Below are 12954 nucleotides of genomic sequence, written 5' to 3' on the forward strand. Positions count from 1 at the left end.
TTTTTAATTACTGACTTTTTAACTTTTTCATAAATTCCATTATCGCCGGTCTTAATTCCGCAAATAATGGATGTTGTTTGTTCTTCAGCATCACTTCGGTCAATAGTTTTAAACCTAAAGCAAATTCGGTCGACGTATTTTCATCATCGAATATTTTCTTTGATTTAATGACCTCAATAATGTTGAAAATATCATCGTGGTTATCAAATTCTAAACTTAAGTGTTTTGTGCCTTCAGAACCGTCTTTTAGTTTAAGTTCCTTTAAATCTAATTGATAAGTATTGTTTCTTTTTTCCATTATTTAAGCTTTTGGAACTGGCGCATTGGCTTCGATTAATTTTTCTTTTTTCAGTTCTGCCCAGAAATCAGCCGGAATTTTTGCTTTGAATGAGGCCGCATTTTCCTCAGCCTGCTTCACCGTATGTGCGCCAGGAATCACGCCTGAAACCACATCCGGCGCGGCCGCAAATTGAAGTGCTGCCGTTCTCAAATCTACTTTATGATTGTCAGCAACTCTCTTCAAAGCTGCTAATTTTTCTTTTACGCCATTCGGGAAATCGCCGTTGTACAAATATCTGTCCTTACCAGAAAGAAAACCGGCACACAGCGGCGCGCCGACGACAATCGAAATGTCTTTTTCAGCCGCTTTCGGGAAAACTTTGTTGAGGTCATCGGAATGATGAATTAGCGAATACTGACAGGCAGAAAGGAAAATATCAGGGTCAGAAACTTCGATGGCCTTCAAAATCGGTTCGATGGTGTTGACACCAAATCCCCAACCTTTTATCAGACCTTCCTCACGCATTTTGATGAGTTCCGGCATTGCACCTTTCGCAGCAATATCAAAATATTTGACCCAATCGCCCTTCATATCTTTGTTGTCAGGAGAAAGGTCGTGGATGAAAACAACGTCCAATGATGCAACGCCTAATCGCTGCAAACTGTCTTCAACGCTTTTTCTGGCGCCGGCTGCAGAGTAATCATAGTCGTAAGAAAAATTAAGTTTTCCTTTCCAAAGTCCATCCAATTTGAAATCATCGTGAGGTTTCAGGATTCTTCCCATTTTGGTGGAAAGTGTGAATTCATCGCGATTTTTATCTTTTAAAAACAATCCCATTCTGTGCTCGCTGAGTCCTAAACCGTACCACGGCGACGTGTCAAAATAGTGGACTCCGGCATTCCAGGCGGCTTCTATCGATTGTAAACATTCGATGTCCGGGTTGATGTTGAAACCATTTCCCAAAGCGACTCCGCCGAAACCGGATTTATTTTTGGGTCTGAATCTTTTATGCTGATTTGAATTGTCAAACTGTTCCATAATGTTTCCTTTTAATAATTGTGATGCAAATGTGGGAATGGCAGATGAAGCCATTAATCCTGCAGCGGCAAGTCCGCTGTTTTTAATAAATGTTCGTCTTTCCATTTTTTTAATATTTTGTGATTGGTGGTTTTAGTAAAGCTTAAAAAGCATTGACAAGTTCATCGATGGTCTGTAATTCTTCTTTTGTAAGATTAATGTCCATCGCATTTGCATTTTGAACGGCTTGTTCCGCATTTCTGGCGCCAGCCAAAGCAATCGTAATTCCAGGTCTTTCAATCGTCCAACGCAGAACCAATTGTCCAAGCGTTGCATTATGCTCGTCAGCAATCGGTTTGATTTTGTCGAGAAGTTCGTTGGTCTTCTTGATAAAATCTGGTTGGAAATGAGGATGGCCAGCTCTGTGGTCGCCGTCCTGGAATTTGTAATCTGAAGTGATTTTCCCCGTTAACAATCCTCTTTCCAAAGGACTGTAAGCCAAAATCGATTTGTTGTTTTCGATGCAGTAAGGAACGGTTTTGTCCTCAATACTACGATTCACCATACTAAACGGAATTTGGTTTGAAACCAATTTCAACGTTTTCTCAGCCTCGGCCATTTGTTGTGCATCATAATTACAAACGCCAGCGAAACGGACTTTCCCTTGTTCAATCAATCTTGAAACGGCTTCGAAAGTTTCATCAATCGGTGTTGTAACATCAGGCCAGTGGATTTGATAAAGGTCGATGTAATCAGTTCCAAGTCGTTTCAAACTTTGCTCACATTCGTAAATGATGCTTTCTTTTCCGGCGTATTTGTAAATGTCGATATCATTTCCCTCGTTATTTTTGCTGTTCATTGCCAAAGTTCCCTTGTCCAAATCCCAGCGCATTCCAAACTTTGTAAGGATTTGAACCTTGTCTCGAGAAATATCTTTAATCGCTTCGCCCACAATTTCTTCGCTCGTTCCTTGTCCGTAGATTGGCGCGGTGTCGATAGACGTTACACCGACATCATAAGAAGCTCTGATGGCTTCAATGGCTTCATTTCTGTCCGTGCTTCCCCACATCCAACCGCCGGCCGCCCACGCTCCGAAGGTGATTGCTGAAACTTCCAATTCGCTGTGTCCTAATTTTCTATATTCCATTTTTAATTTTTATCTGTTTTGATTTTTACTACTAAATAAGGTGGTTTTCTCAGGTCTTTCCCATCATTGAAACTTGGAAGTCTGTTCCATTGCCCGAGTGTGACGTAGACGAAGCCATTTCTGTAAGCCAAACCATCTGGCCAAACAAAGTTGTCTTTGTCGTGTGACAAGAGGGTGAATTCGCCGTCTTTGTTTCTTTTAATGATTGATTGGTGTTCAAATGCTCCGAAGTAAATATTTCCATTTTCATCTTCTGCCAGACCATCACAAGCTGGTCTTTCACCTTCGAATTTGACGGCGTCTTCAACTTGTTTTTCTGTTGAATTAAGGTTGCTTAAAATATCTGTCGAAATGCTAAACAATTTTCTCCCTGAAATGGCTGTCCAATACAAAGCTTTTTCGTCCGGACTGATGGCAATTCCATCTGCACCACCGAGCGGAAATTTTTGTTTTTTGAAATCATATCTAAGCGGTTTCCCTTCCAGAAATCCCATAAAACCAGGCTCTGGCGAAGTAGAATAATGGTTGAGTAAAACTTCCTTTGCTTTCCCGGAATCTATATCCAAAACAACCAAAGAAAAGCGTTCTCCGAACCCTGAATTGGCAATATAAACCGTTCCTTTTTTTCCGTGAGAAAGGTCGATTCTCAAATCATTGTAATGCGAATCATCCGACAGAATTGGTTTTGGGATAATAATGCTGTGAAGGATTTTTTTAGAATTAATATCAATGCCAACCACTTTCGCTGCACCTTCCGGAATTTCTTTGATTCCCGAACGTTTTCCGTCGTCCAAAACCCAAAGGACATCATTTTTATCAATGTAAATGCCGTGTGGCGAAACAAGTTTGTCTTTGTAAAGTTTGTCGCTTGGATAAACGTATTCTTTGTTAGGAAACGGAATGAGATTTCCGTTGACCAGTTCTGCCAAAGCAAATTCCTTGTGGTCATCTGCGTGGCGTGGAAATCCTAAGAAAACCCGGTCCTTGGAACTTACTGCGATTCCTGATGGGTCAGGATTGGGCGCGGAAATTTTTGTAACAATTTCGTAGTTGGATTGTGCATTGGACATCAATGAAATTCCGCCGAGACATAAACTTAATAATAACTTCTTCATCTTCATTTATTTTGCTAATGGTCCTTTGCTCACTTCCTTCCCAGCTTTGTAAACTGAAAAAATATCTCTTGTATTCTTAATGTTTTCTGTCAGATTTGAATTTAAAATAATAAAATCAGCCATTTTCCCAACTTCAATCGTTCCAAAATCCTTATCAATCTTCAAAGCTTTTGCTGAGTTTTTCGTAGCAACTGTGATGGCCTGAATTGGCGTCAATCCAGATTCCGTCATCAACTGTAATTCCAAATGTTCCGAAAATCCCTGAGCTCGCAAAGGCATTGCACCGCTGTCAGTTCCCATCGCAACAAGAATTCCGGAATCATAAACTTTTTTCAGATTCTGTTTCGCAGTTTCAAAAGCTTTGATATTCAAATTGTAATTGGGAGAATTTTTTATTTCGTTTTGATATTTCTCAGAAGTTATCATTTCGTAAACGCCTGGTTCTAATGATTTTTTGAAGAATTCGTTATCCACCCATTCCGGTTTTTTGGTGTACACATAAGCGTATTCGTCAAGCGAAAGAGTAGGGATGTAAACGATATTTTGCGCTTTCATTTTTGCTAACGTCACATCGTCAATCACTTCGCTTCGTACGCTGTGGCCTATGACATCGATGCCGTCTTCAACCAATTGTTTCAAGTCTGACAAATAATAAACGTGCGCTGCAACTCTCAGATTTCTTTTGTGCGCTTCTGTAATGATGGCCTTGTAAATCTCAGGACTTATTTTTTTCTTGAATTTTCCATTAAAATCATCCACCCAGATTTTCACCAATTCTGCATTGATGTTTTTCAAACTGTCCATCTGAGCCGGAATCTGATTCACAGAACTTGGTCGGAACACTTTATCCATTGCAAAATCGAGTGGTGGAGCGCCGTCGGTCACGCCAAATCCATAACCTGCAGAATGTATTCTTGCGCCGTCAATTTCGCCTTTCGCAGATTTTTCTCTCAATCCGCTTTCAAACAACAAAGGTCGGTCGGTTCCCATAGACATTACATTGAGAACGCCATAATCCTGATATTTTTTGAGTTGCGAAAGGATGTTTTCTTCGGTGTAATTTTCAGGAACTGTGGTTTTTCCCTTCAAAGTTCCAACGTGGGAATGGGCGGAAATCAAAGCTGGAATGATTGTTTTGCCTTTTAAATTAATCCGTTTTGCAGTTTTGTCAGAAATGGTTTTTCCGATTTTTGAAATTTTATCATTCTTAATGAGAATGCTCGTATTTTCTATTGGAGTTCCGCCGTTTCCATCAATGAGCCGGACGTTTTCTAAGATTAAACTATTTTGCCCGAAAGAAAAATTAATGATGAAAAAAGATAAAGCGGTAATTATTTTCCAATATTTCATAATGCTAAGATTTTTGATGTTTCAGAATATTTTAAGAACTAAAAAAGGATTCTGAAAGTGAATGTTATCGAGGGAACAATTATTATGCCCCGTAAACGCATTACAAATGTTGAAAAAAAATAAAAATTTTAGCTTGTACAATTAATTTAAATAATTGTAGATTTATCCTATCATAACAAATTTAAAATTAATTTAATATTGTGAAAAAACTGCAGTTTGAGTCTTTGGTGATAAGTGATTTGGAAGGCGAGGAGTTTGGTCATCCGTCGCATAGCCATACTTATTATGAGATGATTTATGTTATGAAAGGAAATGGTAATCATCACATCAACAACATTATTTTGCCTTACAAATGTGGCGACCTTTTCCTGATTTCGCCAGACGATCAGCATTATTTCGAGTACAATAAATATTCGAGGTTGATTTTCATCAAGTTCACGGATGACTATTTTAAAGGAAACAAGCATCTTTCTCCCGATTCTTTTGCGATGAATTCTCCGGAAAACGTGATGCGGAAACAAGTCCTGAAAGAGAAAAAACTCATCTTCACCGAACCTTGCAAAACGATTTTGAAAAAGACGATTGAAAATATCCTTTCGTACAACTGCAGAAAAGATGTTTCCACGTCGCCGATTGTTTTTTATCAAATCCTTTCAATCTTCGGATTGATAAAAGAAGCGACTTCAAAAATGGATATCAGATTGGATGTCGGACTTCAAAATAAGGAAGATGTGATTTCGTATATCCATCAGAACATCTACCAGCCGGAGACGATTCGAATCAAAAATATTGCTTACCATTTCAATATTTCGCCGACTTATTTCAGTGCTTATTTCAAACGGAATTTCGAAGTTTCTTATCGTGATTACGTCAATGATTATCGGATGGCCTTGATAGAAAGACGAATGGAATCCGGGCAGAATACCATCAAGCAAATCGCTTATGAGTTTGGTTTTACGGACGAAAGCCACCTGTCGCATTACTTCAAAAATAAGAAAAGCAAAACGCTGGGTTCGTACAAAAATAAGAGTCGGAGTTTAGCTTAGTATTTACAGCTATATCTTTTTACAACATAGGCACATAGCTTTTGATTTTAGGTAAAATAGAGATAGTGGAATCAGCTATTTTACCTTTTTACAATTCTAATTTTCTATGTGCCTATGTGGTTTAATCAAATTATTTTTTAGTCTTCATCGCCTTCACTTTTTTCACAGAATCATCAGCCAACAATTTTTGATAATCATCAGATTCAGCCGGAATCAATTGGACTTTGGAATCTTCATTATGAAAAATCCCGAATCCATTTTTCTTGGCCAAAGGTGACGTTCGCAAACAAGGTTGACCTTTGGAAAAGAATTTCTGTTTTTCTTCTTCAATTTCCGAAGGCGAAATGTCATTTCTTTCCGCAAAGATTTCAAATAACAATTCGTCGGAAGTGTATTTCAATGGTTGTTTCGATAGCTTTTCGAATTGATAACTGGCAATCGTTTTCTTCTCATTTTTCTCCACCGGAATCACCGCTTTGGAAACCGGAGAATCTTCAGCGATTTCTATTAAAGTGTTGGTGTAATTGGTGGTGTGAAGTTTCATTATTTAATTACTTTTTGAATAATTAAGACACTTGAAGCGGAAATTAAAATTGCAATGTAGTTCCAAAAAGTTAATTCGATATGAGGAGCTTGTAATTCATTATTAAAAGGATTTGCTTTAAAATAGAGTATTAAAATTGAAAAACAGATTCCAACAAAAATTAAAATATTCCAATCGTATTTATGCTCAAGCTTTTTTCTAAAAATATAAATAACCAAAACACTTATTATAAATCCAAATATATTTGTTAGAATAATAAATATCGGAGCCATTCCTGCCACTCCTCCGGGAAATTGTGATGATTTTAAAATATAAATTATAGTTGATGCTACAATTATTAAAACAAAATTTCTAACATTCTTATACATTTTTGAAAATTAGGTCGTTGCAACAATCTTACCTTTCGACCGCACCAACCACAACCCAACAAACGTCAAAAACCCATTCAAAATAATCAGTTCAACCCCAATTCTGTAATCCGTATTATTCGTCACATAAAGATTAATCAAATACGTCAAAACCGGCGCAAGTAGCGTCACAGCCAATATCGAATACTTTTTTACAATCGTAAATTTCGTCAAAATCCCAAAAGCAAACAATCCCAAAAGTGGCCCGTAAGTATAACCTGCGATTTCCATTATCAAGTAAACAATCGACTTCTCATTGATGGCTTTGAAAACCATAATCAACGCAAAAAATATCACTGTGAAAGTCAAATGAACTTTCATTCTCAGTCTTTTCTTTTGCTTCTCGGTTTTTTGCTGGTCTTCATTCAAGCCCAAAAGGTCAACGCAATAAGAACTCGTCACCGCCGTCAAAGCACCATCAGCAGACGGAAAAAGTGCGGAAATTAATCCAATGATAAAAATAACAGAAAGCGCCATCGGAAAATGTCCAAGTGACAACGCCGGGAAAAGGTCATCACCCATTATGTTGCTGATTTGTCCATCGGCACCTTTGAAACCGAAAATGCCATCGCCATAAACCGCACCATTTTGTATCGCAAAAAGATAAAGCAAACCACCCAAAAATAGGAACGCCAGATTCACAAAAAGCAAAGTTCCGGCAAATGTCAGCATATTCTTTTTCGAGTTTTTCAGGTTGTCCACCGAGATGTTTTTCTGCATCATTTCCTGGTCAAGACCTGTCATCGCAATCGTGATGAACATCCCGCCCAGAATGGTTTTCAGGAAAAAAGTCTTTGAATTAATGTCAGTATTGATGAAATGCGTGTACTGCTTTTGCTCCAGAATCGCGTAAGCTTCTCCGAAAGATAAATTCAAATTCGATAAAATATAAACGATGCACGCAATCAAACTCAAAATCATAAACGAGGTCTGCAACGTGTCCGTAATCACAATCGTTTTCACGCCACCTTCAAATGTGTAAAGCAAAATCATCAAAAGCAACACAAAAGCCGTTACCCAAAACGGAACACCAAGATTCTCAAGCAAAAATATCTGAAGAATATTCACCACCAAATACAACCTCGCCGTCGCCCCAATCGCTCTCGAAATAATGAAAAACAAAGACCCGATTTTATGCGCCTCCACATTGAATCGTCGCCCCAGATAAGTATAAATCGAAGTCAGATTCATCCGGTAATACAGCGGAAGCAGAACGCCCGCCACAATGAAATAACCGATGAAAAACCCAATGACCATCATATAATATTCGAAACCGCCAAACGCATAATCGCCCGCCGTCATCTTCCCGACCGTGCCCGGAACGGAGATAAACGTCACGCCCGAAAGCGACGTCCCAATCATCCCAAACGCCACCAGCCACCATTTGCTTTTCTTGTTTCCGATGAAAAAAGACTGGTTGTCGGAGTTGCGACTTGTAAAATAGGAGATTACCAAAAGCCCAATAAAATAGGCGAATACGAATAATAATAAAACAGTTCCCGGATTCATTGTTCAAATTTGAGTGGAACAAAAATAGTTTTTTTATCGCATTGGTTCGAAAATAATTATTTGGGCAACTTATCCGCCTTCCGTTCCCGCTTTTTTGCCATTGCGAACGACGTGACGCAATCAATAGAACCATTCTACAATCGCAATGACAAAAAGAGCTCCACTCAAGTCGGGTTGCAGATTCTACATAAAATCACGATTTGTCCTATGAAAAAACAGCTTTAAAAAATATTTTTGCATCCGTAAGTTATATTCTTGCATCCGGAAGCTATATTTTAACATCCGGAAACAATATTCTTGCATCCGGAAAATATATTCTTGCATCCGGAAACAATATTCTTGCATCCGTAAGTTATATTCTTGCATCCGGAAACAATATTCTTGCATCCGGAAAGTATATTCTTGCGTCTGGAAGTTATATTCTTGAATCCGGAAACAATATTTGCGCTACGATAAATTATATTCTTGCTCCTGCAACTTATATTCTTGCTCCTGCACGTTATATTCCTGCACCTGCAAACTATTTTCTTGCACCTGTAAATAATATTCAACTACCGCGTCGGAATCATCTTCTTCACCACAATATAAATCAAAACCGCCGACAACGCCAACACACCAAACGACCCAATCCACAAACTGTCAAACCCAAATTGACTCACCACATAAGTTCCCAAAAACGGCGTGAAGATAAACGAGAAAGAGAAAGCAATCCCATTCAGTCCCATATACGCACCTTTATTTCCTCTCTCAGCACGCAAAGCCGTCACAGTGGACATAAACGGAAGCACCCAAATCTCAGCCACGGACAAAATCGTCATCGAAAGCAAAAGCAAGGCAACATTACTTCCCAAAAGCAAAATCAAGTAAGACAATCCAGCCATCACAATCCCAATGAACAAGATTTGAGGAATCTTCAAAGTCCGTTCTGCAATACTTACCAAAGGCATTTCCAATAACACAATGATAAATCCACTGTAGCCCAAAACAAACCCAATCGTACTTTGACTCAACTTCGCAACGTCTTTATAAAACAATGGAATCGTATTAAAAAACTGAAAGAAACAAACCGCAAAGACAGCACACAAAATACTGTAAATCAAAAACGGGAAATCTTTGTAAGGTGATTTCTTGAAGACATTCTCAACCTTTTTTTCAGGTTCCAATCTTTTTTTCTCCCGGAAGATTTGATTTCTCTTTCGGAAAAATACAACGTAAATAATGCCTGCAACGAAAGCGCCGATGGCATTTACCACAAACAAAAAGTTATAAGAAATTCCGGACAAGATTCCACCCAAAGCTGGCCCAATCGAGAATCCAAGATTGATGGCCATTCGGTTCAATGAAAAAGCTTTCGTCAGATTTTCTGGTCTTGCATATTTGGTAATCGCTACAGAATTCGCAGGTCGGAACATGTCACTAATCGTACTTTGAAGGAAAATCAAAAACGCCATCATCTCAATACTCGGAAAAAATGGAATGATGAGAAATATCGGCGCACTCAAAAATAAACTCCAACATTGCACGTAATATTCACCAAATCTGTCCGTCAACAATCCGCCCAAGTAAGAACCGAGCACAGAACCAATCCCGTAAAAACTCAAAACGATTCCCGCATTCTCCAAACTGAACTTCAAATGGTCTGTTATATAAACACCCAAAAATGGCAAAACCATCGAGCCAGAACGGTTGATGAGCATTACGATGGACAACATCCAAGCTTCCCGGGAAAGCCCTTTGAAAGTTTTGATATAAGAATTGAAAAGTTTCATTTTGATTTTCGAACCGCAAATTTACCCAAAAAAGAAAGCCATCCGTAAAGAATGGCTTTCAAAATTTATCATTTAGAATTAGTCTAACTTCTAAAGTCTAATATCTAATTTCTGGACTTACTGTAATTTAAATCCTCTCGTCGTGATTCTTCCGTAAGCGTCCACATATTTTACCTGAACGTTTCCTTTGTAATTATTTAGGATTTTCTCCACGTCTTTCTGAGAATTAACTGGTTTTCCATTGATTTCCATTACGATGTAATTATCAACGACGCCAATCTTATCCATCTCGCTTCCTTCTGTCACATTTTTCGCGATAACGCCACTTTCCAGACCGTAATCAGTTTTCACTCTTTCGCTTAATGGCTCGAACTCAGAACCTATTTTTTCAGTCACAGTCAGGTCATCTTTACTTCTGGATGAAGTTCCGCCTTTCAAATCTTTCAGGGTCACATTCACGTTGTTGACTTTACCGTTTCTGGTGTAAGTTACCGCTACTTTGTCGCCAGGTCTTCTGCTTCCAATCGCTAGAGAAAGGTCTGAGAATCCGGAAATGTCAGTATTGTCGATTTTTGTGATGATGTCGCCAGGTTGGATTCCCGCATCTTCAGCACCACTTTTTTTCGTGATTTCTGTGACGTAGATTCCGTCGCCGGCTTTCAGATTTTTCTTTTCTCTTTGGTTGTAAGCTGCGACTTGCATTTCATTAGACAAATCTAAACTACCAACACCCAAGAAACCTCTTTGTACCAATCCAAATTTCTTGATATCCTCTACGATTTTTCTCGCAAGATTCGAAGGAACCGCAAATCCATAACCTTCATAATATCCAGTTTTAGACTGAATCGCAGTATTGATTCCAATCAAATCACCGTTCACATTGACCAACGCACCACCACTATTTCCAGGGTTAATCGCCGCATCAGTTTGGATAAAACTTTCAATCGGCGTTCTGGATTGTTGGCTTAAGATATCAATGCTTCTTCCTTTTGCAGAGATAATTCCTGCCGTTACTGTGGAATTAAGTCCAAGTGGATTTCCTACTGCCAAAACCCATTGTCCAACTTCGGTCAAATCTGAGTTAGCGAAATTAAGATAAGGCAAACCTTTCTCTTCAATCTTTAAAAGTGAAATATCGGTGTTTGGGTCAGTTCCAATCAATGTTGCAATGTAAGTTTTTTTGTTACTCAACACCACTTCCAATTTATTGGCACCTGCAACCACGTGGTTATTGGAAATAATATAGCCGTCTGGCGAAATAATTACACCAGAACCCAATCCTGAAGGCATATTTTTAGGAGGCTGCTGTTGTCTCTGTTGATTCCCACCTTGTGGACCAAAGAAAAAATCGAACATATCCGTCTCCGGCATTCTTTGTGAAGCCGCACGGTCTTGATAATTTTTGATGGTTACTACAGCTGGAACCGTAGTTTTGGACGCTTTTACGAAATCATCGCCTACAGCAGAACCAATGCCTGCGAAGGATGCATTGTTAGAAGCTGTCGTGAAATATGAGAAATCTTCTCCATTTTTTTCTGAGCTGATGTAGTGACTCGCCCCGAAAACCGTTGCACCGGAAATAACCCCGGTCAATGCGTAAGGCATTAGTTTTTTGAAAGTATTCTTCATCTTAATATTCATTTCTTTTTGAGATTATTGTTAGACAAATTTAATGCTAAATTAGTATGAACTAAAAACTTAGTGTTACAGTTTTAACGAAGTTTAACCAATTTTAAAAATTCCTTAATAAAATTAGATTTATTTTAAGTCAAATTGGCAGTATTCGTCGATTGGTTCATTTGGAAATTAGATGATTCTTTGTCCCGATTGTTAAAATTTGTTGAGAAATTAATCAAAACAAAATAATGATGTCGATGTAAAATGTTGTCGCTGTCACTTTTGGCAGAACTTTTGTTTTTACACTTTAAAATAAGCTATATGAAAAATACGATAAAAGTTGCGTTGGGATTTGCTGCAGGTGGCGCATTGATTCTTTTAAATCAATTGAGAAAGAGAAAGCAGAAGGAAAATAACAAGTTTATGGCGCCGGACGGCAACAAATATCTGAAAAACGAAATGTACCGAAGTGCGGAAGGCGAAATCTTCAAAAATGGAAAGAAACTACATTTCGAAACACCGAAACATTTGGACGATGCTAATAATAAAATTGATGCGCGTCTTGCCAGAAATGTTCAGTTCAATGACCAAAATCCGAACAACAGAAATGTGACCTATCACAAACGCGGGGTTAGGCATCATTAATAAAAATTAATCACAAAAGAATAAATTATGGAAACGGAAAATATCGTCGAAAGACTAAACAAATACGAGTTTGATAACAGCAATGTTTACACAGGTTTCAAATCGGTAGGAGAAGCAAGACAGTTTGCAACCGAACGAAATGGAAAATTGGTAGAAGTTGGTTTCCTGGACGGAAATGACAATCCTGTGGAAGATGATTCTCAAAACCTGATTGCTGAAAATAAATATTACAAAGCGTTTGCTGGACCAGATTACAAAATCATCCATTCATCGGATGAAGGTTTTCAGGAAGTTGCAGATAAATTAAAAGAGAGACAAACCGAAATCACGGACAAAAGTCCTGATGAAAAATACTTCTCAGATGCCGATTGGCAAATCAAGGAAGATGCGGTAATCGTCTTGTTCAAAGGAGAAATTGAAAATATTACTTCACGAGAACGCTCAAAATATCTGATGCATACGAAAGTGTATGAATTGGCCGTTAGCGTTCCAAAGTCAGAATAAAAAT

At 38.4% G+C, this 12954-nt stretch carries 14 protein-coding genes; 3 read left to right on the forward strand and 11 right to left on the reverse strand.

Annotated elements, in window-relative coordinates; translation table 11 throughout:
* Positions 1–7 precede the first annotated feature (7 nt).
* From BMW39_RS01835 to BMW39_RS01855, 5 genes are read right to left on the reverse strand one after another with little or no spacing between them, the layout of a single operon-like run.
* Complete coding sequence (locus tag BMW39_RS01835; protein WP_034976758.1) at positions 8–298, reverse strand: DUF3861 domain-containing protein; 291 nt, start codon at positions 296–298, stop codon at positions 8–10.
* Between the two features lie 3 nt (positions 299–301).
* On the reverse strand, positions 302–1423 hold the full coding sequence (locus BMW39_RS01840; protein WP_034976760.1) for an aldo/keto reductase: 1122 nt from the start codon (positions 1421–1423) through the stop codon (positions 302–304).
* Positions 1424–1460: 37 nt separating this feature from the next.
* Complete coding sequence (locus BMW39_RS01845; RefSeq protein WP_034976761.1) at positions 1461–2444, reverse strand: aldo/keto reductase; 984 nt, start codon at positions 2442–2444, stop codon at positions 1461–1463.
* Positions 2445–2446: 2 nt separating this feature from the next.
* Complete coding sequence (locus BMW39_RS01850) at positions 2447–3559, reverse strand: L-dopachrome tautomerase-related protein (RefSeq protein WP_034977858.1); 1113 nt, start codon at positions 3557–3559, stop codon at positions 2447–2449.
* A gap of 6 nt (positions 3560–3565) precedes the next feature.
* Positions 3566–4909 (reverse strand): amidohydrolase family protein, encoded by a 1344-nt coding sequence (locus BMW39_RS01855; RefSeq protein ID WP_034976763.1) that lies wholly within the window; start codon positions 4907–4909, stop codon positions 3566–3568.
* Positions 4910–5109: 200 nt separating this feature from the next.
* Between BMW39_RS01855 and BMW39_RS01860 the strand changes: the two genes are divergently transcribed.
* Entirely contained in the window at positions 5110–5955 is an 846-nt protein-coding gene (locus BMW39_RS01860) for a helix-turn-helix domain-containing protein (RefSeq protein WP_034976765.1), read from the forward strand.
* 130 nt (positions 5956–6085) lie between these two features.
* Here BMW39_RS01860 and BMW39_RS01865 read toward each other — a convergent pair whose 3' ends face one another.
* From BMW39_RS01865 to BMW39_RS01885, 6 genes are all read right to left on the reverse strand, one after another.
* Positions 6086–6499, reverse strand: a complete 414-nt coding sequence (locus BMW39_RS01865) for a DUF6157 family protein (protein WP_034976767.1) — start codon at positions 6497–6499, stop codon at positions 6086–6088.
* Positions 6499–6867, reverse strand: a complete 369-nt coding sequence (locus BMW39_RS01870) for a hypothetical protein (RefSeq protein WP_034976768.1) — start codon at positions 6865–6867, stop codon at positions 6499–6501. The genes BMW39_RS01865 and BMW39_RS01870 overlap by 1 nt, the downstream gene beginning before the upstream one ends.
* A gap of 9 nt (positions 6868–6876) precedes the next feature.
* The gene (locus BMW39_RS01875) at positions 6877–8415 is read right to left on the reverse strand and encodes a sodium:solute symporter (RefSeq protein ID WP_034976769.1); all 1539 of its coding nucleotides are present in this window, start codon (positions 8413–8415) and stop codon (positions 6877–6879) included.
* A gap of 275 nt (positions 8416–8690) precedes the next feature.
* Positions 8691–8966: a hypothetical protein gene (locus tag BMW39_RS19685; RefSeq protein WP_375600490.1), complete on the reverse strand. Its 276-nt coding sequence runs from the start codon at positions 8964–8966 to the stop codon at positions 8691–8693.
* Positions 8967–10184, reverse strand: a complete 1218-nt coding sequence (locus tag BMW39_RS01880) for an MFS transporter (protein WP_034976771.1) — start codon at positions 10182–10184, stop codon at positions 8967–8969.
* Between the two features lie 117 nt (positions 10185–10301).
* On the reverse strand, positions 10302–11813 hold the full coding sequence (locus BMW39_RS01885; protein WP_034977860.1) for a Do family serine endopeptidase: 1512 nt from the start codon (positions 11811–11813) through the stop codon (positions 10302–10304).
* A gap of 309 nt (positions 11814–12122) precedes the next feature.
* On the opposite strand from BMW39_RS01885, the gene BMW39_RS01890 reads away from it, so the two are divergent.
* Both BMW39_RS01890 and BMW39_RS01895 read left to right on the forward strand, forming a co-directional pair.
* A complete protein-coding gene (locus tag BMW39_RS01890) occupies positions 12123–12446 on the forward strand; it encodes a hypothetical protein (RefSeq protein WP_034976772.1) in 324 nt (107 codons plus the stop codon).
* A gap of 27 nt (positions 12447–12473) precedes the next feature.
* Positions 12474–12950 carry a hypothetical protein gene (locus BMW39_RS01895; RefSeq protein ID WP_034976774.1) on the forward strand — a complete coding sequence of 159 codons (477 nt, stop codon included), beginning with the start codon at positions 12474–12476 and terminating at the stop codon, positions 12948–12950.
* Positions 12951–12954: the final 4 nt, after the last annotated feature.

The organism is Epilithonimonas lactis, from assembly GCF_900110605.1.
Lineage (GTDB): Bacteria > Bacteroidota > Bacteroidia > Flavobacteriales > Weeksellaceae > Epilithonimonas > Epilithonimonas lactis.